Source organism: Streptomyces sp. NPDC055506 (genome assembly GCF_053643595.1).
The window spans coordinates 18577-41642 of record NZ_JBSHKH010000045.1 but is presented as its reverse complement, the minus strand read 5'-3'; the positions used below and the strand labels follow the sequence as shown (position 1 = coordinate 41642).

Genomic DNA, 23066 nt, shown 5'->3' with positions numbered 1-23066 from the left:
GTCGCGGCCGAGCCCGGAAGAATCGGGGGCTCGGCCGCGAAATCGATGTAGGACACACCTCGGTACGAGGAGATCTCACACAGATGATGGATCACCGCTAGGCCGAATGATCCATACGCCGTTGATCACGCATTCGATCAAGCGGCACTGACGCTCGGGCGGCACTGACGCTCAGGCCAGGGCGACGAGATCCGCGTAGTCGGCGCCCCACAGGTCCTCGACGCCGTCCGGCAGCAGGATGATCCGCTCCGGCTGGAGCGCCTCGACCGCGCCCTCGTCGTGCGTGACGAGGACGACAGCGCCCTTGTAGGTGCGCAGCGCGCCGAGGATCTCCTCGCGGCTGGCCGGGTCGAGGTTGTTGGTCGGCTCGTCGAGGAGCAGGACGTTCGCCGAGGACACGACCAGGGTGGCGAGCGCCAGGCGGGTCTTCTCGCCGCCGGAGAGGACTCCGGCCGGCTTGTCGACGTCGTCGCCGGAGAACAGGAACGAGCCGAGCGTCTTGCGGACCTCCACCAGGTCCAGGTCGGGGGCTGCCGAGCGCATGTTCTCCAGGACCGTGCGCTCCGGGTCGAGGGTCTCGTGCTCCTGGGCGTAGTAGCCGAGCTTGAGGCCGTGGCCCTCGATGACCTGGCCGGTGTCGGGCTTCTCGGCCCCGCCGAGCAGCCGGAGCAGGGTGGTCTTGCCCGCGCCGTTGAGGCCGAGGATGACGACGCGCGAGCCCTTGTCGATGGCCAGGTCGACGTCGGTGAAGATCTCCAGCGATCCGTAGGACTTCGACAGGCCCTCGGCCATGAGGGGGGTCTTGCCGCACGGCGAGGGCTCGGGGAAGCGCAGCTTGGCGACCTTGTCGGACTTCCGCTCCGCCTCCAGGCCGGCCAGCAGCTTGTCGGCCCGGCGGGCCATGTTCTGCGCGGCGACGGTCTTGGTGGCCTTGGCCCGCATCTTGTCGGCCTGCGAATGGAGCGCGGAGGCCTTCTTCTCGGCGTTCTGCCGCTCGCGCTTGCGGCGCTTCTCGTCGGCCTCGCGCTGCTGCTGGTAGAGCTTCCAGCCCATGTTGTAGACGTCGATCTGGGAGCGGTTGGCGTCCAGGTAGAACACCTTGTTCACGACCGTCTCGACCAGCTCGACATCGTGGGAGATCACGATGAAGCCGCCGCGGTAGGTCTTCAGGTAGTCGCGCAGCCAGATGATCGAGTCGGCGTCGAGGTGGTTGGTCGGCTCGTCGAGCAGCAGGGTGTCCGCGTCGGAGAACAGGATGCGGGCCAGCTCGATGCGGCGGCGCTGACCGCCGGAGAGCGTGTGCAGGGGCTGGCCGAGCACACGGTCGGGCAGATTGAGCGCGGCGGCGATGGTGGCGGCCTCGGCCTCGGCGGCGTACCCGCCCTTGGTGAGGAACTCCGTCTCCTGCCGCTCGTACTGCTTGAGCGCCTTGTCGCGGGTGCCGCCCTTGCCGTTGGCGATGCGCTCCTCGTTCTCGCGCATCTTGCGGATCAGCACGTCCAGGCCGCGGGCGGAGAGGATGCGGTCGCGGGCGAGGACGTCGAGGTCGCCGGTGCGGGGGTCCTGCGGGAGGTAGCCGACCTCACCGGAGCGGGTGATGGTGCCGCCGGCGGGGATGCCGTCGCCGGCGAGGCACTTGGTCAGAGTGGTCTTCCCTGCGCCGTTGCGGCCGACCAGGCCGATGCGGTCGCCCTTGGCGACTCGGAAGGTGGCGTTTTCGATGAGGACGCGGGCACCGGCGCGCAGCTCGATACCGGAGGCGGAGATCACGGACAGACTCCAGGGCGGATACGGGGGCGGGATGGACGGCTGAGGACGTTCCCGCCGTCTAATGCGCGAGGAGAATGGCCATGGGGGACAGTCTAACGGGGACGTGCAAGCACTTTTTGACTGAGTCAGGCAGCGGGACAACGAGGAAGTGATCGCCATGGCAGGCTCGTCCGGCGGACGTCCGAGCATTTACCCGACGCTGCTGTACACGGACGCGAAAGCGGCGGTCCGGCAGCTCACTGAGGCCTTCGGTTTCACGGAGCTCTCGGTGTACGAAGGCGAGGACGGCTCGGTGATGCACGCCGAGCTGACGCAGGGCAACGGCGCGGTGATGCTCGGCACCAAGGGCCGCGGCGGCGTGTTCGACGCGGCCATGAAAGAGGCGGGCACCACGGGGGTGTACGTGGTGGTGGACGACGTCGACGCACACCACCGCCGCGCCGTGGACCACGGCGTGGAGATCCTGATGCCCCCGACGGACCAGGACTACGGCTCGCGGGACTACATGGCCCGGGACCTCGAGGGCAATGTGTGGAGCTTCGGGACGTACGCGCCCGAGATAACCCTCTAGCTGCCGCCGGTGTGCACCTGGAACGCCGCCCGGCGTACGGCCTTGGCCAGGGCCGGGTCGGGGTGGGCCGCGGCGAGGGCGACCAGGACCTGCACGGTGCGCGGGTGCCCGACGGCGCGTACCTCGTCCAGGAGCATCGGGATGGTGGGCTGGATCGCGGATTCCAGGTGCCTGACGAGCAGCGGGGCCTCGCCGTGGTCGGCGACGGCGGCCGCGGTGTCCACCCACAGCCAGGTCGCCTCCTGACGGGTGAGGACCTCGTGGGCGTCCTCCGGGTCGGCGCCGTCGTGCTCGGCCAGCCACAGCAGGGCGTACGGCCTGAGCGTCGGCTCGGCGACCACGCCGCGGACGTCGGGCTCGGCGGGGGCTCCGACCACGCGCAGTGCCTCGAAGGCGAGGCCGCGCAGCAGGGCGTCCTCGCCGCGGGCGGCGCCGAGGAGTTCGGTGACGGCGCTGCCGACGGGGCGGGCGGCGAGCCAGGCGCGGTACTCGGCGCGGGCCGCGTTCGGGCGCAGCTGGGCGCAGCCGCGGAGCATGTCCTCGGCCGCCTGCTCGATGTTCCCGGCGGGGCTCTGCGCGGCGACGCAGATCTGCTCCAGCTTGACCCAGACGGCCCAGCTGCCGAGCGGGGTGAGCGTGGCCTGGCCGTCGCCGTAGGTGAGGGCGCCAACGGAGGCGAGGGCGCGCAGGGCCCAGTCGAGGAGGGGGGCGAGCGGGGCGTCGGTGGGCTCCGGCTCGGCCACCGGCTCGGGCTGAGGGCCGTAGGGGATCTCGCAGCGTGCGGTGCGCAGCTCGGTGACGCGCTGCTCCAGGAGGTCGAGGAGCTGCTCCACGGGGACGGGGCCGGCGGAGAGCTGGAGGAAGGAGAGCGCCTGCGGCATGGCCGAGACGACCTCGGCGACGGCGGCGGCCTCGCGGTCCTCGGGCTCCGGATGGGCGAGCGACCAGGCGTCGAAGAGGGCGACCCAGCCGCGCAGGACGGCGCTGTCGTCGCGGTCCCAGGCGCGCAGCCGCCAGCCGGGGCGGGCGCTGTCGCCGTGCACCTCGACGAGGCCGGCGAGACGGGCGGTGTCCCAGTCTCCTCTGACCTGAGCCGGGGTCAGACCCAGGTCGCGGGCGGCCCGTTCGGCGGTCGCGTCGGAGAGGGTGGCCTTGCCGTCGGCGGTGGCGCTGTCCCCGCCGGGGCCGAGCGCGGCGTCGGCCCAGCGGGCGACGCGGGCCGCGGCGGCCAGACCTGAGCGCGCCATTCTGGCCAGCTCCGCCGGTGCCGGGGTGCCCTCCGGGGGGCGCGGTGCGGGTCGGCGCGAGCGCCGCTGGTTCATCGCTCTGGGGGCGGCGGCCAGGGGTCGCGGGCGGACGAGTCGAAGCCTGGAGTCGCGCGGGATACGGGACGTCACGGGTGCAGTCTTCCGGTTGACGGTCCGAAAACCCAAACGGAATGTCACGGCGGGCGACGGGGATGGCCAACGCACCGGGCCCGGCGAGCGGCCGAGGGCCGGAAACAAGCCAGTGGTACGACGCTAAACGGAATCATCGCGACCGGTCGGTGCGGAGCGGGGCGGGCCCTGGTCGCGACGGGGCGCGGGGGCGATGGACGGGGTCACATCAGTGGCGTCAGGAAGCGTCGCAACGCCTCCTCGTAGGCCTTCGGGTCGGCGTTCCACATCGCTCCGTGGGGCGCGTTGCCGACGGTGTAGAGGGCGACCATGTCGGGGCGCGCGTCGGCGAGGTGGCGGGAGAACCGCCAGGGAGCCACCGTGTCGTCCGGGCCGTGGAAGACGAGCGCCGGGATGTGGATCCCGTCGAACGGGGCCGGGCCCGCGACGCCGTCGTCGTACAGGCCGGTGCGGCCCTGGGCGGCGCGGACCGCGAGGGGCAGCAGCGCGCCCGGGGTGCGGCGGGCCGCGGCGAGGGCGCGCAGGGTGGTCTGCCAGCTCAGCACCGGGGAGTCCAGGACCAGCCCCGAGACACGGTCGCGCAGTCCCGAGTGCGCGGCGGCGCGCAGGGCCATGGTGGCGCCGGTGGACCAGCCGTGCAGGACGACCTGCCGGGCGCCGTGGCGCACGGCGTAGCGGATCGCCGCGTCGAGGTCGCGCCACTCGGTCTCGCCGAGGTGGTTCAGTCCGTCGGGCCGGCGGGGCGCGCCCAGGTCGCCGCGGTAGGCGAGGGCGAGCACCGGGAAGCGGCTGCGGTGCAGGAACTCCATGACGTTCATGGCCAGTTCCCGTGTGGTGCCCAGGCCGTGCACGGCGATCACCCAGGTGTCCCGGGCGCCGGGCACGAACCAGGCGGGCAGGGCGCCGAGTTCACCGGGGATGTCGACGTCGGCGTGTTCGAGACCGAGGGCGGCGCTCGGGTTGCCGACGTACACGTTCGCGGTGAGCCAGGCCTTGTCTCCGGCCTTCAGGGTGCCGTGCGTGACGCTCTCCAGGCGGCGTACGACGGTGTCGGCGGTGTGCGGGGCGGTGTCCAGCACGGGGCCGACCACCGCGTGGGAGCCGTCCCCGGAGAGGCCGTAGCGGCCGGGCCGCAGGGCGGCCAGGTCCCGGGTGAGGGTGATCTGGCCCGCGGCGGTGCCGTGCACGGTGAGCCGGGGTTCGGTGGGCAGCGGCCTGCCGGGAGGCGCCTTGAGCGCGGCGTCGCTGGCGAACCGTCCGGCGGCCACGGCGGCTGCCCCGGCTCCGATCACGGCGGTGGCGGCAGCGGCCGCCGCTCTGACAGTACGCACGGCTCCAGTGTCCCGGCGGACCGGGCGAGGGACCAGTGGGCGGGGGCGGCGGGGTGACGGGGGCGGGCCGGAGGGGTGACGGGCGCGGGGGCGGGGGTGATCGGCGGGGGTGCGGTCTCCGCGGCGGTATCCGGCGGGCGGGGCTGGGCCCGCCGGCGAAGCAGTATCCGGCGGGTGGGGCCGCGGGGTGGGGTGCCGGTAGCCGACAGTGCGATGGCCGCGCCCGCGGCAGGATGCCGGTGACCGGCGGAGCAGTGGCCACGCGCGGGGCGGGACACCGGTAGCCCACGGAGTGGTGGCCGCACCCGCGGCAGGAAGCCGGTGACCGGCGGAGCACTAGACGCGCGCGGGGCGGGAGGCCGGCGACCGGCGGAGCAGTGGCCACGCGCGGGACCGGATGCCGGTAGCGACGGAGCGATGGCCGCACCCGCGGCAGGAAGCCGGTGACCGGCGGAGCAGTAGACGCGCGCGGGGCGGGAGGCCGGCGACCGGCGGAGCGATGGCCGCGCCCCGGCGGGAAGCCGGCGACCGGCGAAGCTGTGGCCACGCGCGGGGCGGGACACCGGTAGGTGGCCGTACCCGCGGCAGGAAGCCGATGACCGGCGGGGCAGTGGACACGCGCGGGACCGGATGCCGGCGACCGGCGGAGCAGTGACCGCGCCCCCGGCAGGAAGCCGGCGACCGGCGGACCAGTGGCCGCACCCCCGGCAGGACACCGGTGGCCGCGCCACTGTCGGGACGCCCGTGCTCGGCGAAGTGGTCGCCGCGCCCAGGGCCGGGCGCCGGTGGTCGGCGGTGGTGGTTGCGGTGGGTGGGGTGACGGGCACCCGGGGGTGGGCGGCGGGTCAGTAGGCCGGGGAGGAGCGGGTCAGGCAGGCTGGCCGTAGCCGCGGAGTCGGTGCTCCACCTCCGCCAGTTGTTCCGTGGACAGCAGGCTCGGGGACAGGCCCGGGACCGATGCGGCGGTCAGCCAGAGCCGGCACATCCATTCCAGCTGGGCGGTGCGGTCGTAGGCCTGGTCCAGTGACGTGCCGTAGGTGATCGTGCCGTGGTTCTGGAGGAGGCAGCCGGAGCGGTCGGCGAGGGCGCGGAGCATGTTCTCGGCCAACTCGTCGCTGCCGTACGTCGCATACGGGGCAACCCGGGCGGGTCCGCCGAGCGCGGCGGCCATGTAATGGATCAGCGGGAGCTCGCTCACGAGGGTCGAGACCGCCGTCGCGTGCACGGCGTGGGTGTGGACGACGGCGCGGGCGCCGGTCGTGCGGTAGACGGCGAGGTGCATGGGCAGCTCGCTGGTCGGGACGAGCGCACCGAGAACCTGCCGGCCGTCGAGGCCGACCCCGGTGACATCGTCCGGCGCCAGCCGGTCGTAGGGCACGCCCGACGGTGTGACCAGGACGATGTCCCCGACGCGCACCGAGACGTTGCCGGACGTTCCGACGACGAGCCCGTCGGCTACCGTCCGGCGGGCCGTCGCGACGAGGTCTTCCCAGGCGCGGGCCTCCTCGGGGCGCACACCCCTCCGCCGTGGCTCCGTCACATCCTGTCCGCCGCCTCGGACGTCCCCCGTGTCCCGCGCGTCGCCTCGCTGCTCAGCCATGCGGCGATCCTGCCAGGCACCCCTTCAACGCGCCGCCGGGCGAGGGCACTTTAGGCCGGAAACCGCGCCTCCGTAAGGGCGCATACCGGCACAAACGCGTCGCGGATCTCTCTTGGCCGGAGATCATCGGGCATTCAACGGCCTTCCAGTACTCTCTGGGGGATTTGCCGTGCACGTCGCCATTCCGGGGGGAATCACATGGCCCGTGACCACATATCGACCCGCCGCCGCGCCCGCTTACTGGCGGTCTCCGCCGCCGCACTCGCGCTGGGAGGGACCTCGCTCGCGGAGTTCCCGGCCGCTGCGGCGAGCCGCCCGAAGGGGCACGACGTCTCGTCCCACCAGAAGAACGTCGACTGGCAGCGCGCGAAGGCCAAGGGCGCCAGATTCGTCTACGTCAAGGCGACCGAGTCCACCACCTACCGCAACCCCTACTTCAGCCGGCAGTACAACGGCTCGCGCGCGGCGGGCCTCGTCCGCGGCGCCTACCACTTCGCGCTGCCGAACAGGTCGTCGGGCCGGGCGCAGGCGGCCCACTTCGTCCGCAACGGCGGCAGCTGGAGCGCGGACGGCTGGACGCTGCCGCCGGCGCTCGACATCGAGTACAACCCGTACGACAAGAAGCACAAGTGCTACGGCCTGAGCAAGGCCGCGATGGTCAGCTGGATCAAGTCGTTCAGCGACGAGGTCAAGCGGCTCACCGGCCGCCGCCCGGTGATCTACACGACCACTCACTGGTGGAACACGTGCACGGGCAGCAGCCGCGCGTTCGCCGCGAACCACCCCCTGTGGGTCGCCCGCTACAACGCGGCGAGCGCGGGGCCGCTGCCGGCCGGCTGGTCCTCCTGGACCTTCTGGCAGTACGACAACGGCGACGGCACCCTTCCGGGTGATCAGAATCTCTTCGACGGGTCACTCGATCGACTGAAACAGTTCGCCAGGGGCACGTGATCGTTGGGGCGCAAGGGCCGCCGCACCAGGGCGGAATGACGGCCCCCCGTTGCGGACACCCCTGCGCCCCTCCCAGTTCATCTTCCGTTCACTCGGGTTACCTACGTTCGTCCCGCCAACGACGCCGAACGATTGCCTGGGTAAATGGAAAGCTTCTCGCTGATCCTCGCGATTGTGGTGGTAACCGCACTTGCGTTCGATTTCACGAACGGTTTCCACGACACCGCGAACGCGATGGCCACGACCATTTCCACGGGCGCCATGAGACCGAAGATCGCGGTGGCCATGTCCGCGGTGCTCAACCTGGTCGGCGCCTTCCTGTCCGTCGAAGTCGCGAACACGATCTCCAAAGGCCTCGTCGACGAGGCCGGCATCCGTCCCGAGGTCATCTTCGCCGCCTTGGTCGGCGCGATCCTCTGGAACCTGCTGACCTGGCTCGTCGGTCTGCCGTCCAGTTCGTCGCACGCCCTGATGGGCGGCCTGATCGGCGCCACGATCGCTTCGGCGGGTGTCGGCGCGGTGCACGGTGACGTGCTGGTCACCAAGGTGCTGATCCCGGCGATCGCCGCCCCGCTGGTCGCGGGCATCGCGGCGATGCTCGCCACCCGGTTGACGTACTCCCTCGGCAAGAAAGCCGACGGCGAGGCCTCCAAGAAGGGCTACCGCGCCGGCCAGATCGCCTCCGCGGGCCTGGTCTCGCTGGCCCACGGCACCAACGACGCCCAGAAGACGATGGGTGTCATCACCCTCGCCCTGGTCGCCGGCGGCGCCGTCGCCCCCGACTCCGACCCGCCCATGTGGGTCATCCTCTCGGCGGGTATCGCCATCGCGCTCGGCACCTACCTCGGCGGCTGGCGCATCATCCGCACCATGGGCAAGGGCCTGACCGACCTCCAGCCGCAGCAGGGCTTCGCCGCCCAGACCAGCGCGGCGACGGTCATCCTGGCCTCCTCGCACCTCGGCTTCTCCCTCTCCACCACCCACTCCGTGTCCGGCGCGGTGATGGGCGCGGGGCTCGGCCGCAAGGGCGGCGTGGTCCGCTGGTCGACGGCGACGCGGATGTTCGTCGCCTGGGGTCTGACGCTGCCGGCGGCGGCCCTGGTGGGCGCGCTCGCCGAGTACGTGACCGGCTTCGGGAACTGGGGCACGGCGGTCGTGGCGATCTTCCTGATCGCCTCCAGCGCGGTGATCTGGAAGCTGTCGCGCCGCGAGGTCGTCGACCACACGAACGTCAACGAGGTCGACGAGGAGCCGGCCGGCGTCGTGACCACCGCCATCGCCGCCGTGACGCCGCCTCCGGCGGGCCCGTCCGAGGAACTGGCCGCCACGATCCCGGCCCAGGCCGATCGCAAGCCCTCCACCACGACCACCTCGGTCTGATCCCGCCTACCCGGTGACAAGGAAGAATCTCTGAGATGAAGATCGACTGGGCGACCCTCGGCTCCGTCTTCGGCGTCAGCCTCGTGGCCACCGTGACCCTCGTCGGCCTGTTCACCCTCGGCATCACCGGCCTGTCGCGCCGCGAGCGGGCGGTGGCGGCGGGCGGGTCCGCGGGGCTCGCGGTGACGGGTGCGTACGCGTGCTTCGCGGCGTGTGCGGCGGCTGTCGGGTACGGGATCTATCTGATCGTGGCCTGACCGCGATCGTCTTTTCGCCGGGCGGCACTGGACTTCGGTCCCGGGCCGCCCGGTTGCGTGTGCGGGGCGGCCGCCCACACCCTCTGCGAGGCAAGCGGTGTGGGCTTGTCCACACTCTCCCCTCGCAGGTCAACGGCAAGTTGACGGCGGTTCGCGGCCGTGGTGGACTGCCGGGGCCAATACGGCGGCAGGAGAGGAAGCCGGTGGAAGTCCGGCGCGGTCCCGCCACTGTCACCGGGGCGACAACCCCCGGGAGCCAGGAACTCTCACCGCCGGTCTCGTCGAACCAGGGCGTGGACACCCTGAGTGAGGACATATCGCCATGTTCGGCTGCCGATCGAGGGTCAGTACCCCACCGTTGTCCGCCCCCGTGGCCGGCTGAGCCCGTGGGTGCCGGTCGCGTTCACGCGTACGGTGCCGCCGTCGGTCTGATCGGTGATCTGCTGCTCGGCGATCCTCGCCGGGGCCATCCGGTCGCCGCGTTCGGGCGGGCCGCGGGTGCCGTGGAGCGGGTGTTGTGGCGGGACCACCGGGGATGGGGCACGCTGCACACCGTGGTGTGCGCGGGCGGGGCCGTCGCGCTGGGGGCCGTCGCCGCGCGTGCCGTGCGTACCTCCGCCCCCGCTGCTGTCGGACTGACCGCTGTCGCCACCTGGGCCGTCGTCGGGGGGACTTCGCTCGCGCGGGAGGCTCAGGCCATCGGGCGCGCCCTGGAAGCCGGGGACGTCGACGCGGCCCGTGCGCGGCTGCCGCATCTGTGCGGACGGGATCCGCAGGCCCTGGACGCCGACGGGATCGCCCGGGCCGTCGTCGAGTCCGTCGCGGAGAACACCTCCGACGCCGTCGTGGGGGCGCTCGTGTGGGGGGCGATAGGTGGCGTGCCGGGGCTTGTCGGGTTCCGGGCCGTCAACACCCTCGACGCCATGGTCGGGCACAAGTCGGCGCGGTACCGGCGCTACGGCTGGGCCTCCGCACGGCTTGACGATGTCGCGGGGTGGCCCGGGGCCCGGCTGACCGCCGCGCTCGCGGCCGTGTCCGGGGGCGATCCGCGGGGAGCCGTGACGGCCTGGCGTGCCGACGCCGCCAAGCATCCGAGTCCCAACGCCGGGCCCGTGGAGGCCTCGTTCGCGGGGGCGCTCGGGGTGCGGCTCGGCGGGACCCTGTCCTACGGCGGGCGCGTCGAGCACCGGCCCGTCCTCAACGGCGCGGGGCGCGGCGTCGAAACCCGGGACATCGAACGGGCCGTACGGCTGTCCAGGCGTGTCGGCTGGCTCGCGCTCGGCGTCTGTGTCGCCGCGCGCCACTTCGTGAAGGGGCGTACGTCATGACGGGCGGTGGGCTTCTCGTCGCCGGCACCACCTCCGACGCGGGCAAGAGCGTCGTGACCGCCGGGATCTGCCGATGGCTGGTTCGGCAGGGCGTCAAGGTCGCGCCCTTCAAAGCGCAGAACATGTCCCTGAATTCGTTCGTGACGCGGGAAGGCGCCGAGATCGGGCGGGCGCAGGCCATGCAGGCGCAGGCGTGCCGGGTGGAGCCGACCGCGCTGATGAATCCCGTGCTGCTCAAGCCCGGCGGCGAGCAGAGCAGCCAGGTCGTGCTGCTGGGCAAGCCGGTCGGGGAACTCAGTGCGCGCGGGTACCACGGAGGGCGGCAGCAGAGGCTGCTCGGGACGGTGCTGGACTGCCTGGAGCGGTTGCGGGGCACGTATGACGCGGTGATCTGTGAGGGGGCCGGTTCTCCCGCCGAGATCAATCTGCGGCGGACGGACATCGTCAACATGGGGATCGCCCGCAACGCCGGCCTCCCCGTACTCGTCGTCGGCGACATCGACCGGGGCGGGGTCTTCGCCTCGTTCTTCGGGACCGTCGCCCTGCTGTCGCGCGAGGACCAGGAGTGTGTCGCCGGGTTCCTCGTGAACAAGTTCCGCGGGGACGTCTCCCTGCTGGAGCCGGGGCTCGACATGCTGCACGGCCTCACCGGGCGGCACACGTACGGCGTTCTGCCGTTCCGGCACGGGCTCGGGATCGACGAGGAGGACGGGCTGCGCGTCTCCCTGCGGGGGACGGTCCGGGAGTCCGTCGTCGCGCCGCCCGTCGGCGAGGACGTGCTGCGTGTCGCCGTATGCGCGGTCCCTCTCATGTCCAACTTCACCGACGTCGACGCGCTGGCCGCCGAACCCGGTGTCGTCGTGCGGTTCGTGGACCGGCCGGAGGAACTCGCCGACGCCGACCTCGTCATCGTGCCGGGCACCCGGGGGACGGTCCGCGCGCTGGAGTGGCTCAGGGAGCGGGGGCTGGCCGAGGCGCTCGTGCGCAGGGCCGCCGAGCAGCGGCCCGTCCTCGGCGTCTGCGGCGGCTTCCAGATCCTCGGCGAGCACATCGAGGACGACGTCGAGAGCCGCAGGGGCCATGTCGACGGGCTCGGGATCCTGCCCGTGCGGGTGCGGTTCGCCCGCGAGAAGACCCTCACCCGGCCGGCGGGCGAGGCCCTCGGGGAGCAGGTCGAGGGCTACGAGATCCACCACGGGGTCGCCGATGTCACCGGCGGTACTCCCTTCTTGGACGGCTGCCGGGTCGGCCAGACCTGGGGCACGCACTGGCACGGCTCGCTGGAGTCGGACGGATTCCGGCGGGCCTTCCTGCGCGAGGTGGCGGCCGCCGCGGGCCGACGCTTCGTGCCGGCGCCGGACACCTCGTTCGCCGCGCTGCGCGAGGAGCAGCTCGACCGGCTCGGCGACCTGATCGAACAGCACGCGGACACGGACGCGTTGTGGCGGCTCATCGAGTCCGGCGCGCCGCCGGGGCTGCCGTTCGTCCCGCCGGGAGCGCCCGTATGAGGACGGCGGCGGTGGTGCGGACCGCCGCTGCGGCGACCGCGGGCCACCTGAGACGCTGGACCGGCTGCCTGATCCATCCGCGACCCGACATCCATCCGCAACGCGAAGGCGACTTGGAGGACGACGAAAAGTGACCACCCCCTTTCCGTTCACGGCCGTGGTCGGCCAGGACGATCTGCGGCTCGCGCTGCTGCTGAACGCCGTGTCACCGGCGGTCGGCGGTGTGCTGGTGCGCGGCGAGAAGGGCACGGCCAAGTCGACGGCCGTGCGGGCGCTTTCGGCGCTCATGCCGGAGGTGGACGTCGTCTCCGAGTGCCGCTTCTCCTGCGACCCGGGCTCGCCCGACCCCGGCTGCCCGGACGGGCCGCACGAGCCGGGGGGCTTCGCCTCCCGGCCGGCCCGCATGGTCGAGCTGCCCGTCGGCGCCTCCGAGGACCGGCTGGTGGGCGCGCTGGACATCGAACGGGCACTGTCGGAGGGCGTGAAGGCCTTCGAGCCCGGCCTGCTCGCCGACGCGCACCGCGGCATCCTCTACGTCGACGAGGTCAACCTCCTCCACGACCACCTGGTCGACCTGCTGCTGGACGCGGCGGCGATGGGCGCCTCGTACGTGGAGCGGGAGGGCGTCTCGGTGCGGCACGCCGCCCGTTTCCTGCTGGTCGGCACCATGAACCCCGAAGAGGGCGAGCTGCGGCCGCAGTTGCTCGACCGGTTCGGGCTGACCGTCGAGGTCGCGGCCTCGCGCGAGCCCGAGCAGCGCGTGGAGGTCGTACGACGGCGGCTGGCCTACGACGACGACCCGGCCGCCTTCGCCGCCCGCTGGGCCGAGGAGGAGGCCGACGTACGGGCCCGGATCGTGGCCGCGCGGGACCTGCTGCCGTCGGTGCGGCTGGGCGACGACGCGCTGCGGCAGATCGCGGCGACCTGTGCGGCCTTCGAGGTGGACGGCATGCGCGCCGACATCGTGATGGCCCGGACCGCCACCGCGCTGGCGGCCTGGGCCGGTCGTACGGACGTGCTCGCCGAGGACGTACGGCAGGCCGCGCTGCTCGCGCTGCCGCACCGCCGGCGCCGCAACCCCTTCGACGCGCCGGGTCTCGACGAGGACAAGCTGGACGAGACCCTGGAGGAGTTCTCCGGGGACGACGACCCGGACCCGGACCTCGACCCGGACCCGGGCTCGGGTCCTGACGGGCCCGATGGGGGCGGCGGGCAGCCGGCGCCCGACGAGGGGCCCCAGGGCGGTGACACGGGGGCCCGGCCCGAGGCCGGGGAGGACAAGCAGCCGCAGCCGTCAGGAGCGGGCGAGCAGTCGGCCGCCCGCGCTTCCGAACCCTTCCGGACCAAGGTGCTGAGCGTGCCCGGACTCGGCGAGGGCGCCGCCGGGCGGCGTTCGCGGGCCCGGACCGAGCACGGCCGGACCACGGGCGCCCGGCGGCCGAAGGGCTCCCTCACCAAGCTGCACCTGGCGGCGACCGTGCAGGCCGCGGCCCCGCACCAGCGGGCGCGCGGGCGGTCCGGGCCGGGACTCGTCGTGCGCCGCGACGACCTGCGGCAGGCCACCCGCGAGGGCCGCGAGGGCAATCTCGTGCTGTTCGTCGTGGACGCCTCCGGGTCGATGGCGGCGCGGCAGCGGATGAGCGCCGTGAAGGGGGCCGTGCTGTCGCTGTTGCTGGACGCGTACCAGCGGCGGGACAAGGTGGGCCTGGTGACCTTCCGGGGGTCGGGCGCGGAGGTCGCGCTGCCGCCGACCTCGTCCGTGGACGCGGCGGCGGCCCGGCTGGAGTCGCTGCCGACCGGCGGCCGCACGCCGCTGTCCGCCGGGCTGCTGCGTGCGCACGACGTGCTGCGGGTGGAGCGGCTGCGCGATCCCGCGCGGCGGCCGCTGGTCGTGGTGGTGACGGACGGGCGGGCCACCGGGGGCCCGGAGCCGGTCGCCCTGGCCGGGCGGGCGGCGCGGCTGTTCGCGGCCGAGGGCGTCGCGTCGGTCGTCGTGGACTGCGAGTCGGGGCCGGTGCGGCTGGGGCTCGCCGGGCAGCTCGCGGGTGAGCTGGGCGGCACCGCCGTGACGCTGGACGAGCTGCGGGCCGACTCCATCGCCGGTCTGGTCAAGGATGTGCAGGGTACTTCGAGGAGGGCCGCGTAATGCCGCAGGGACAGCCGAGTGTCGTTCCGGACGACGGACTGACGACCCGACAGCGCCGGAACCGGCCGCTCGTCTTCGTTCACACGGGCGTCGGCAAGGGCAAGTCCACCGCCGCCTTCGGGCTCGCGCTGCGGGCCTGGAACCAGGGGTGGCCGATCGGGGTGTTCCAGTTCGTCAAGTCGGCGAAGTGGAAGGTCGGCGAGGAGAACGCGCTGCGCGTGCTCGGGGCGTCCGGTGAGGGCGGGTCCGTCGACTGGCACAAGATGGGCGAGGGCTGGTCGTGGGTGCAGCGCGACGGGCAGATGGACAACGAGGAGAAGGCCCGGGAGGGCTGGGAGCAGGTCAAGCGTGACCTGGCGGCCGAGACGTACAAGCTGTATGTGCTGGACGAGTTCGCCTATCCGCTGCACTGGGGCTGGATCGACACCGACGAGGTCGTGGAGGTGCTGCGGAACCGGCCCGGGACCCAGCATGTCGTGATCACCGGGCGGAACGCGCCCGAGAAGCTCGTCGACTTCGCGGACCTCGTGACCGACATGTCCAAGGTGAAGCACCCCATGGACACCGGTCAGAAGGGGCAGAGGGGCATCGAGTGGTGATGTCCTCGTCCGTCCCCCGGCTGGTCGTCGCCGCGCCCGCTTCCGGCAGCGGCAAGACCACCGTCGCCACGGGGCTGATGGCCGCGTTCGCCGCGCGGGGACTCGCCGTGTCCCCGCACAAGGTCGGGCCGGACTACATCGACCCCGGGTATCACGCGCTCGCGAGCGGGCGCCTGGGACGGAACCTCGACGCCTATCTGTGCGGGCCGGAGCTGGTCGGGCCGTTGTTCCAGCACGGGGCGCGGGGGTGTGACATCGCCGTCGTCGAGGGCGTGATGGGGCTGTTCGACGGGGCGGCCGGCGAGGGCGAGCTGGCGTCTACGGCTCATGTCGCCAAGTTGCTGCGGGCGCCGGTGGTGCTGGTCGTCGACGCCTCGTCGCAGTCCCGGTCGGTGGCGGCGCTGGTGCACGGGTTCACCTCCTGGGATCCGGAGGTGCGGGTCGGGGGCGTGATTCTGAACAAGGTCGCGTCGGACCGGCACGAGTGGCTGCTGCGTGAGGCCATGGAGCAGGTCGGGGTGCCGGTGCTCGGGGTGCTGCGGCGGGCGCCGCAGGTGGACACGCCGTCGCGGCATCTGGGGCTGGTGCCGGTCGCCGAGCGGCGCGAGGAGGCCCTCGGTGCCGTCGCGGCCATGGCCGCGCAGGTTGCCGAGGGCTGTGATCTGGACGCGTTGATGCGGCTGGCCCGGGGTGCGGGCACGTTGTCGTGCGCGCCCTGGGACGCGGCCGAGGCGGTCTCCTCGCCCGTCGACCGGCCTAAGCGGTCGCACGAGAGACCCCGGCCCCGGATCGCCGTGGCCGGCGGTGAGGCGTTCACCTTCTCCTACGCCGAGCACACCGAACTGCTCACCGCCGCCGGTGCCGAGGTCGTGCCCTTCGATCCCCTGCGGGACGAGGAACTGCCCGAAGACACCAGCGGGTTGGTGATCGGGGGCGGGTTCCCGGAGATGTACGTCTCCGAGCTGTCGGCCAATGAACCCCTGCGCAAGGCCGTCGCCGGACTGGCCGAGAGCGGCGCGCCGGTCGCGGCCGAGTGCGCGGGGCTGCTGTATCTGTGCCGGGAGCTGGACGGGCAGCCGATGTGCGGGGTGCTGGACGCCGGGGCGCGGATGACGCGGCGGCTCACCCTGGGGTACCGGGACGCCGTGGCGGTCGGCGACAGTGTGCTCGCGGCGGCGGGGACCCGGATGCGGGGGCACGAATTCCACCGGACGGCCGTGGAGCCGGGCTCGGGGCCGGATCCCGCCTGGGGGTTCCGCTCCCCGGAGCGGCGGATCGAAGGGTTCGTACGACGCGGTGTGCACGCGAGCTATCTGCACACGCACTGGGCGTCCGAGCCCGGTGTCGCCCTCCGGTTCGTCGAGAGGTGCCGGACGTCATGAGCGGCAGGCTGGGCGGCATCGGGGTCGGGCCCGAGGTGGTGCCGGGGCCGCCGTCCCTGGTCGTCGGGGTCGGGGCGGCGCGGGGCGCTTCCGTCGAGGAGGTGCTCGGGCTGGTCGCGGACGCCCTGCGGGAGGCCGGGCTGTCCGCGGCGTGTGTCGCCGAGCTCGCCACCGCCGACGCCAAGGCGCGGGAGCCGGGCGTGGTCGAGGCGGCGCGGCGGCTCGGGGTGCGCCTGGTGACGTACTCCGCCGGGGAGTTGGCGGAGGTCGACGTGCCGAACCCGTCCGACGCGCCGCTCACCGCCGTCGGCACCCCGTCGGTGGCCGAGGCCGCCGCGCTCGCGGGCGGCGGCGAACTCCTCGTCCCCAAGCGGAAGTCGGCCGCGAGCCCGGCGCGGGCGACCTGTGCCGTCGTACGGCGCCCGCAGGGCGCCGAGCCGGGTTCCGGCCCGACCCGTCCGGCCGGATCCCAGGCCGCGCTCAACGTCCCGCCGTACCATCCCACTTCCGCCGAGGAGCACCTGTGACCACCCCGCCCGCCCTGCTCATCGCCGGCCAAGGCACCGCCCGTGACGACACCGGATCCGAGGCGTTCCGCGCGTTCGTACGGCAGCTGGGGGCCAGGCGCCCCGAACTGCCCGTCGCGGGCGGCCTCGTCGAGCCGTCGCGGCCGCCGCTGGGCGACGCCGTCACCGAGCTGGTGGAGCGGGGCGTACGGCACTTCACCGCCGTTCCGCTGACGCTGGTGCCCGCCGGGCACGCCCAGGGCGGTATCCGGGCGGCCCTGGCCCGTGAGCAGGAGCGGCACCCCGGGATCTCGTACACGTACGGCCCCCCGCTCGGCTCGCCCCCGGTGCTGCTGGACGTGCTGGAACGGCGGGTGGACGAGGCGCTGGGCGGCGCCGCGGGGCGCAGGCCGGGTGACCGGGCCGATGTGACGGTGCTGCTGGTGGGGCCCGGGTCCACGGACCCCGTCGCCAACGCCGAGGTGCACAGGGCGGCGCGGCTGCTGTGGGAGGGCCGCGGGTACGCGGGGGTCGAGACGGCGTTCGCGTCGCTGGCGGCGCCGGACGTGCCGAACGGGCTCGACCGGTGCGTGCGGCTGGGGGCCCGGCGGATCGTGGTCCTGCCGTACTTCCTGCTCACCGGCGTCCAGCCGGACCGGGTGCGGCAGCAGACGGAGGGCTGGGCGGAGGCGCACCCCGGGATCGAGGTGCGCTCGGCCGGCGTCATCGGTCCGGAGCCGGAGCTGCTGGACCTGGTGTGGGAGCGGTACGAGGAGGCCGTCAGGGTCCATCACACGCCCGGGCGCTTCCAGCAGGGGGCGGACTCGCATGCGCACTGAGAGCGGGCACGATCTGCGGCACCACGGGGACGCGGAGGTCCGGGACGACGGCGGCTCACTCGTCGATCTGGCCGTGAACGTCCGGGCCGACACGCCTCCGGTGTGGCTGCGGGAGCACATCGCCGCGTCGCTGGGCGGGCTCGCGGCCTATCCCGACGGACGGGCCGCACGCGCGGCGGTCGCGGAGCGGCACGGGCTGCCGACGGAACGGGTGCTGCTGACGGCGGGCGCGGCGGAGGCGTTCGTACTGCTGGCTCGGGCGCTGAAGGTGCGGCGGCCGGTCGTGGTCCACCCGCAGTTCACTGAGCCGGAGGCGGCGCTGCGGGACGCCGGGCACACGGTCGGCCGGGTGCTGCTGCGCGCGGAGGACGGCTTCCGGCTGGACCCCGCGGCCGTTCCCGAGGACGCGGACCTGGTGGTGATCGGCAATCCGACCAACCCGACGTCGATGCTGCACCCGACGGAGACGATCGCCGGGCTCGCCCGCCCCGGGCGGGTGCTGGTCGTCGACGAGGCGTTCATGGACGCGGTGCCGGGCGAACGCGAGGCCCTGGCGGGCCGCGTCGACGTCCCGGGCCTGGTGGTGCTGCGCAGCCTGACCAAGACCTGGGGGCTGGCCGGGCTGCGGATCGGGTACGTGCTGGCGGCGCCCGAGACCGTCGAGGACCTGGAGCGGGCGCAGCCGCTGTGGCCGGTGTCGACACCGGCGCTGGCCGCGGCACGGGCGTGCGTGGGACCCCGGGGCGTGGCCGAGGCGGCCCACGCCGCCCATCGCATCGCGGCGGACCGCGCCCACCTGGTGGCGGGCCTCGCGCGGTTCGCCGCGGCGGGGTTGCGGGTGGCCGAGCCGGCGGAGGGCCCGTTCCTCCTGGTCCGTCTCCCGGACGCGGCGGCCGTCCGCCGCCGCCTGCGCGACCTCGGCTACGCCGTGCGCCGCGGCGACACGTTCCCCGGCCTGGACGAGGAGTGGCTCCGCCTGGCGGTACGGGACCGGACGACGACGGACGGATTCCTGCGGGCACTGGAGCGGGCAGTGACGGGCTGACGGGTCACGCGTCGGCCAGTCGGGCTCGCCGAACTGTCGGAGGGCATCGGCAGGCGGCTGCCCGGTCTGGGCGGCCCCCGTTGGCTCCACCTCGGTCGGTGTGCCGGGAACCGTCCGGCGGGTCGGCAGGGCAGCGCGCGGTCCGGGACCTGCGCCCGCCCAGGAACGGCCCTCCGCCCCCGCGCCCCCGGAAGGTCAGCCCCGGCGGCGTGCCAGGGCCACCGCTCCCCCGCCCACGGCGAGCAGGGCGATCGCGCCGCCCATGATGTACGGGGTCGTAGAACTGCCGCCGGTCTCGGCCAGGCCCTCCTCGGCGGGGGCGCCCTGCGGCTCGATCTCGGCGGGGGCGTCGGACGGCTCAGCGGACGGCTCGGCAGGGGGCTGTGCGGCGGGCGCGGCCTTCGGGGTCTCGCAGGTCGCCTCGGCCAGGGTGAGCGTGCCGTTCACCTCGGCCACGTTCAGCTTCAACGGGTTGACGGACACCTTGAGTTCTAGGGCGGTGGCTGCGGCCGACCGGGACGTCGTCCGCGTCCTGGAGAGGTCCAGGCGTACGTCGCCGACGCCCGGCACCTCGACGTCCGTCGGGCCGCCGGCGGACAGGGTGACGCGCTTGCCGAGCACGGTCACGGAGCCGGGCAGCTCGGTCGTGGCGACCGGCTTCTTCCCGGCCTCGCAGACGGCCTTCGAGGTGACCTGCTCGATCTCGACGACCGACAGCAGCGGCAGGCCGGGGACATGGACGCGGGCGCGGGCCAGGGTGCTGCTCCCCTCGGCCTTCGTGGCGGTCGCGGTGGCTCTCGCCTCGGCCGTGTCCGCGCGCAGCACGCTGAACGGCCGTCCGCCGTTCACCCCGTCCAGGCGGGCGGTCAGTGCCGTCTTCTCGGCGCTCCGCGGGGCCTGGACCTCGTTGAGGGAGACGGCGAGCGGAGCCTCGACCGACTTGTTCAGCAGGGAGACATCGAGGCCGGTGCGCAGGACGACGGCGCTCGCACGGCCGTGGTCGCCGGTGGCGTGCGCCGGGCTCACGCCGGTCAGTGCCACAGGCCCGGCGGCGAGAGCCGTGGCCGTCACCACGGTCGCCAGACGGCGTGCGGGCATGCGGAAGGAAGTGCTGTTCACGGTGGGGACTCCAGGAGAGACAGGCTCGGGACCCGGAAAGACTCGCGCAACCGGCGTACGACGTCAGCGATCTGACGCCTCTTCACTCCAACGTGGCGATACCGTGGAAGTTTTCGATTCCCCCTGCACAGGCGTTCCCCGGCGTCACCCTCGCGGCTACCCGACCACGCGCCCGTTCAGCACCACCCGGCGCGGCGCCGCCAGTACGCGTACGTCGGCCCGGGGGTCCTCGTCGTAGACGACCAGGTCGGCCGGGGCGCCCTCGTCCAGGCCGGGGCGGCCGAGCCAGGTGCGGGCCGTCCAGGTTCCCGCCGCCAGCGCGTCGAGGGGCGGGATGCCGGCGGTGGCCAGTTCGGCGACCTCGGCCGCCGCCAGACCGTGGGCGAGGCCGCCGCCGGCGTCGGTGCCGACGAAGACGGGGATACCGGCGTCGTAGGCGCCCCGGACGGTGTCGTAGCGGCGTTCGTGGAGCCGGCGCATATGGGCCGACCAGCGCGGGAACCGGGACTCGCCGCCGTCGGCGAGCTGCGGGAAGGTCGCGATGTTGACCAGGGTCGGGACGATGGCGACGCCCCGTTCGGCGAACAGCGGGATGAGGTCCTCGGTCAGGCCCGTCGCGTGCTCGATGCAGTCGATGCCCGCCTCGACGAGGTCCCGCAGGGAGTCCTCCGCGAAGCAGTGCGCGGTGACGCGGGCGCCCAGGCGGTGGGCCTCGGCGATCGCCGCCTCCACCGCGCCGCGGGGCCAGCAGGCCGACAGATCGCCGAGGTCGCGGTCGATCCAGTCGCCGACCAGCTTGACCCAGCCGTCGCCGCGCCGGGCCTCCTGGGCGACGTAGGCGACGAGGTCCTCCGGCTCGATCTCCCAGGCGTAGTTGCGGATGTAGCGGCGGGTGCGGGCGATGTGCCGCCCGGCACGGATGATCTTCGGCAGGTCCTCGCGGTCGTCGACCCAACGGGTGTCGGAGGGCGAACCGGCGTCGCGGATCAGCAGCGTGCCGGCGTCCCGGTCGGTCAGGGCCTGCTTCTCGGCGACGTCCTGGGGAACCGCGCCGTGCCGGTCGAGTCCCACGTGGCAGTGCGCGTCGACGAGGCCGGGCAGGGCCCAGCCCTTGACGGTGCGGATGTCGCGGGCACCGGCGGGACGGTCGTAGGTCACGCGGCCGTCCACCACCCACAGTTCGTCGCGGACGTCCTCGGGCCCGACGAGCACCCGTCCCCTCACGTGCAGCACCGTGCGATCGCTCATGCACCGCACCCTAGTAAGCCGCGGACCTCGGCTGCGAGGGGGCAGGTACCCGCCGGTTACCCTCGATGCCGTCGGCCCCGGGCAGACGCCGCCCGCCCCGTGAATGAAGAGAGCCCCACCGTGACGCACCCGTTTCTGGACCTGGCCCCGCTCGGCGCGGACCGCTTCGCCGCGATCGAGGACCGTGTGGCGCGGCTGCTGAGCACCGAGCAGGACGTCGTGATCACGCAGGGCGAGGCGCTGCTGCCGCTGGAGGGCGCGATCCGTGCCGCGGCCGGGCCGGGGACGACGGCGCTGAACGTCATCACGGGCCCGTACGGGCAGACCTTCGGCGACTGGCTGCGGGACTGCGGCGCCACGGTGGTGGACCTGGCGGTGCCCTTCCACACGGCGGTCACGGCCGAGCAGATCCGGCAGGCCTTCGCCGAGCACCCGGAGATCGACTTCGTGTCCCTGGTGCACGCGGAGGCGGCGACCGGCAACACCAACCCGGTCGCGGAGATCGGCGAGGTGGTGCGGGCGCACGGGGCGCTGTTCTACCTGGACGCGGTGGCGTCGATCGGCGCCGAGCCGGTGCTGACAGACGCGTGGGGCGTGGATCTGTGCGTGATCGGGGCGCAGAAGGCGATGGGTGGTCCCGCCGGTGTCTCGGCGGTGTCGGTCAGCGAGCGGGCCTGGGCCCGGATGGCGGCGAACCCGCGGGCGCCGCGCCGGTCGTATCTGTCGCTCCTCGACTGGAAGGAACGCTGGATCGACGGCGGCCGCAAGGCGCTGCCGCACGCTCCGGCGCAACTGGAGATGCTGGGGCTGGAGGCGTGCGTGGAGCGGATCGAGGCGGCGGGGCTCGATGCCGTGATGGCCCGGCACGCCTCCGCAGCGGCGGCCACCCGGGCCGGGGCGGTCGCGCTCGGTGGCGGCCTGGAGCCCTATGTGTACGAGGCCCGGGACGCGGCGCCCGTCGCCACGACACTGCGGGCGCCGTCCGGGGTGGTGGCGTCGGAGCTGGTGGCCAGGGCGCTGAAGTCGGATCCCGCCTTGCCGGTCGCCGCCGGCGGGGGTGCGCTGGCCAAGGAGATGATCCGGGTCAACCACTACGGCGCGGATGCGACACGGGGGGCTGTGCGGGCGAGCCTGGCGGCGCTCGGGGGCGCGCTCTCCGAGCAGGGGCTGCGGGTGGATGTGGAGGGGGCACTGCGGGCCGCGGAGGAGGCGTGGCGGTAGTCGGCGGGGGCTAGGGGCCTTCTGATGGATCTCCGCAGGAGAAGGAGCGGCGTTCGGTGCGTGCGATCGGCGTGCGGTGCGGAGGGTCATGTGGCGGAGCCACCTGGCCCTGCGCACCGTGCGGCGAGGGTGCGTGCCGGGCGTCGCGACGCTGCGGAGATCCATCAGAAGGCCCCTAAGGTCACTCCCCGTTGTCAGTGGCCCGTGCCATGCTCCCCGTATGACCACCGACACATCTGCCGAGCACACCCCGACCCTCCCCGACGGCCGCCCCGTGCCGCACCTCAGCGGTGACGAGCGGGCCATGCTCGAGAGCTGGCTGGACTTCCACCGGGCCACGCTGGAGCTGAAGTGCGCCGGGCTGGACGACGCGCAGGTGCGGATCCCGTCGGCCGAGCCGTCCGCGCTGACGCTGCTCGGGCTGGTGCAGCACCTCGCCGAGGTCGAGCGGAACTGGTTCCAGCGGGTCACCGCCGGTCTCGATGCCCCGCCCCTGTTCGAGGACCCGACCGGTTACGCGCTGGATCCGGGGCGGGGTCTCGACGAAGCGCTGGGGATCTGGCGGCGGGAGATCGCACGCGGGCGGGAGCTGTGTGCGGGGCTGCCGCTGGACCACGTCGGGCGGGTCGCCGAGGGACCGGTCCCGGGGATGGAGGTCAGTCTGCGATGGGTGCTGATTCACATGATCGAGGAGTACGCGCGGCACAATGGCCACGCCGATCTCCTGCGGGAAAGTATCGACGGAGTGACCGGGGCCTGAATTACACGTGGTTTTCCGTCGCCTACCGTATGTAAGCTGTCCCACAATTAGGAATTCATCAAGGAACAGCTTCCCGTATTCTTCTGCCCGCTTTCCCCGGTCCTAAAC

The 23066-nt window shown here is 73.5% G+C and carries 19 protein-coding genes, 1 pseudogene and 1 riboswitch; of the genes and pseudogenes, 14 read left to right on the top strand and 6 right to left on the bottom strand.

Going from position 1 to position 23066, the window contains the following annotated elements; all coding sequences use genetic code 11:
* Positions 1-171 precede the first annotated feature (171 nt).
* Positions 172-1770, bottom strand: coding sequence for a ribosomal protection-like ABC-F family protein (gene abc-f / locus ACWIF2_RS19035; RefSeq protein WP_454361671.1), 1599 nt, complete (start codon positions 1768-1770; stop codon positions 172-174).
* 157 nt (positions 1771-1927) lie between these two features.
* On the opposite strand from abc-f, the gene ACWIF2_RS19030 reads away from it, so the two are divergent.
* Positions 1928-2341, top strand: a complete 414-nt coding sequence (locus ACWIF2_RS19030) for a VOC family protein (RefSeq protein WP_454361670.1) — start codon at positions 1928-1930, stop codon at positions 2339-2341.
* On the opposite strand, the gene ACWIF2_RS19025 is transcribed toward ACWIF2_RS19030, so the two are convergent.
* The 3 genes from ACWIF2_RS19025 to ACWIF2_RS19015 form a co-directional block, all read right to left on the bottom strand.
* Positions 2338-3738 (bottom strand): hypothetical protein, encoded by a 1401-nt coding sequence (locus ACWIF2_RS19025; protein ID WP_454361669.1) that lies wholly within the window; start codon positions 3736-3738, stop codon positions 2338-2340. The two genes, ACWIF2_RS19030 and ACWIF2_RS19025, sit on opposite strands and share 4 nt — an antisense overlap.
* Positions 3739-3941: 203 nt before the next feature.
* Positions 3942-5069 (bottom strand): alpha/beta hydrolase, encoded by a 1128-nt coding sequence (locus ACWIF2_RS19020; protein ID WP_454361668.1) that lies wholly within the window; start codon positions 5067-5069, stop codon positions 3942-3944.
* 868 nt (positions 5070-5937) lie between these two features.
* Positions 5938-6669, bottom strand: coding sequence for a class II aldolase/adducin family protein (locus ACWIF2_RS19015; RefSeq protein WP_454361667.1), 732 nt, complete (start codon positions 6667-6669; stop codon positions 5938-5940).
* Positions 6670-6867: 198 nt separating this feature from the next.
* On the opposite strand from ACWIF2_RS19015, the gene ACWIF2_RS19010 reads away from it, so the two are divergent.
* The 11 genes and pseudogenes from ACWIF2_RS19010 (at position 6868) to cobC (ending at position 18610) form a co-directional block, all read left to right on the top strand.
* Positions 6868-7620, top strand: a complete 753-nt coding sequence (locus ACWIF2_RS19010; RefSeq protein ID WP_454361666.1) for a lysozyme — start codon at positions 6868-6870, stop codon at positions 7618-7620.
* A 144-nt stretch (positions 7621-7764) separates the two neighbouring features.
* Complete coding sequence (locus ACWIF2_RS19005) at positions 7765-9000, top strand: anion permease (protein WP_454361665.1); 1236 nt, start codon at positions 7765-7767, stop codon at positions 8998-9000.
* 35 nt (positions 9001-9035) lie between these two features.
* The gene (locus ACWIF2_RS19000; protein WP_184599685.1) at positions 9036-9257 is read left to right on the top strand and encodes a hypothetical protein; all 222 of its coding nucleotides are present in this window, start codon (positions 9036-9038) and stop codon (positions 9255-9257) included.
* Positions 9258-9403: 146 nt separating this feature from the next.
* Positions 9404-9542: riboswitch (cobalamin riboswitch) on the top strand.
* Positions 9543-9643: 101 nt separating this feature from the next.
* Positions 9644-10585: a cobalamin biosynthesis protein gene (locus ACWIF2_RS18995; RefSeq protein ID WP_454361664.1), complete on the top strand. Its 942-nt coding sequence runs from the start codon at positions 9644-9646 to the stop codon at positions 10583-10585.
* Positions 10582-12093: a cobyric acid synthase gene (locus tag ACWIF2_RS18990; RefSeq protein ID WP_454361663.1), complete on the top strand. Its 1512-nt coding sequence runs from the start codon at positions 10582-10584 to the stop codon at positions 12091-12093. The genes ACWIF2_RS18995 and ACWIF2_RS18990 overlap by 4 nt, the downstream gene beginning before the upstream one ends.
* Before the next feature lie 130 nt (positions 12094-12223).
* Positions 12224-14239, top strand: a complete 2016-nt coding sequence (locus tag ACWIF2_RS18985) for a putative cobaltochelatase (RefSeq protein WP_454361662.1) — start codon at positions 12224-12226, stop codon at positions 14237-14239.
* Positions 14239-14838 carry a cob(I)yrinic acid a,c-diamide adenosyltransferase gene (cobO, locus tag ACWIF2_RS18980; RefSeq protein WP_311124958.1) on the top strand — a complete coding sequence of 200 codons (600 nt, stop codon included), beginning with the start codon at positions 14239-14241 and terminating at the stop codon, positions 14836-14838. The genes ACWIF2_RS18985 and cobO overlap by 1 nt, the downstream gene beginning before the upstream one ends.
* Entirely contained in the window at positions 14838-16220 is a 1383-nt protein-coding gene (locus ACWIF2_RS18975; protein ID WP_454361661.1) for a cobyrinate a,c-diamide synthase, read from the top strand. The genes cobO and ACWIF2_RS18975 overlap by 1 nt, the downstream gene beginning before the upstream one ends.
* Positions 16221-16252: 32 nt before the next feature.
* Positions 16253-16645 (top strand): annotated as a pseudogene (locus tag ACWIF2_RS18970) (cobalamin biosynthesis protein); the annotation flags it as partial.
* A 98-nt stretch (positions 16646-16743) separates the two neighbouring features.
* Positions 16744-17565: a sirohydrochlorin chelatase gene (locus tag ACWIF2_RS18965; RefSeq protein WP_454361660.1), complete on the top strand. Its 822-nt coding sequence runs from the start codon at positions 16744-16746 to the stop codon at positions 17563-17565.
* Entirely contained in the window at positions 17555-18610 is a 1056-nt protein-coding gene (cobC, locus tag ACWIF2_RS18960) for an Rv2231c family pyridoxal phosphate-dependent protein CobC (RefSeq protein WP_454361659.1), read from the top strand. Before ACWIF2_RS18965 ends, cobC begins: the two co-directional genes overlap by 11 nt.
* A 195-nt stretch (positions 18611-18805) precedes the next feature.
* On the opposite strand, the gene ACWIF2_RS18955 is transcribed toward cobC, so the two are convergent.
* Positions 18806-19729 carry an SCO1860 family LAETG-anchored protein gene (locus tag ACWIF2_RS18955; RefSeq protein WP_454361658.1) on the bottom strand — a complete coding sequence of 308 codons (924 nt, stop codon included), beginning with the start codon at positions 19727-19729 and terminating at the stop codon, positions 18806-18808.
* A gap of 156 nt (positions 19730-19885) precedes the next feature.
* On the bottom strand, positions 19886-20977 hold the full coding sequence (locus ACWIF2_RS18950; RefSeq protein WP_454361657.1) for an amidohydrolase family protein: 1092 nt from the start codon (positions 20975-20977) through the stop codon (positions 19886-19888).
* A 120-nt stretch (positions 20978-21097) separates the two neighbouring features.
* On the opposite strand from ACWIF2_RS18950, the gene ACWIF2_RS18945 reads away from it, so the two are divergent.
* Together ACWIF2_RS18945 and ACWIF2_RS18940 are read left to right on the top strand one after the other, a co-directional pair.
* Entirely contained in the window at positions 21098-22198 is a 1101-nt protein-coding gene (locus tag ACWIF2_RS18945; RefSeq protein WP_454361656.1) for a pyridoxal-phosphate-dependent aminotransferase family protein, read from the top strand.
* Positions 22199-22418: 220 nt separating this feature from the next.
* The gene (locus ACWIF2_RS18940; RefSeq protein WP_454361655.1) at positions 22419-22958 is read left to right on the top strand and encodes a DinB family protein; all 540 of its coding nucleotides are present in this window, start codon (positions 22419-22421) and stop codon (positions 22956-22958) included.
* Positions 22959-23066 lie beyond the last annotated feature (108 nt).

Coding starts and splice junctions, on each gene's coding strand:
- ACWIF2_RS19030 (WP_454361670.1), top strand. CDS start 1,928: ATGGCAGGCTCGTCCGGCGGACGTCCGAGCATTTACCCGACGCTGCTG.
- ACWIF2_RS19015 (WP_454361667.1), bottom strand. CDS start 6,669: ATGGCTGAGCAGCGAGGCGACGCGCGGGACACGGGGGACGTCCGAGGC.
- ACWIF2_RS19010 (WP_454361666.1), top strand. CDS start 6,868: ATGGCCCGTGACCACATATCGACCCGCCGCCGCGCCCGCTTACTGGCG.
- ACWIF2_RS19005 (WP_454361665.1), top strand. CDS start 7,765: ATGGAAAGCTTCTCGCTGATCCTCGCGATTGTGGTGGTAACCGCACTT.
- ACWIF2_RS19000 (WP_184599685.1), top strand. CDS start 9,036: ATGAAGATCGACTGGGCGACCCTCGGCTCCGTCTTCGGCGTCAGCCTC.
- ACWIF2_RS18990 (WP_454361663.1), top strand. CDS start 10,582: ATGACGGGCGGTGGGCTTCTCGTCGCCGGCACCACCTCCGACGCGGGC.
- cobO (WP_311124958.1), top strand. CDS start 14,239: ATGCCGCAGGGACAGCCGAGTGTCGTTCCGGACGACGGACTGACGACC.
- ACWIF2_RS18975 (WP_454361661.1), top strand. CDS start 14,838: ATGTCCTCGTCCGTCCCCCGGCTGGTCGTCGCCGCGCCCGCTTCCGGC.
- cobC (WP_454361659.1), top strand. CDS start 17,555: ATGCGCACTGAGAGCGGGCACGATCTGCGGCACCACGGGGACGCGGAG.
- ACWIF2_RS18950 (WP_454361657.1), bottom strand. CDS start 20,977: ATGAGCGATCGCACGGTGCTGCACGTGAGGGGACGGGTGCTCGTCGGG.
- ACWIF2_RS18940 (WP_454361655.1), top strand. CDS start 22,419: ATGACCACCGACACATCTGCCGAGCACACCCCGACCCTCCCCGACGGC.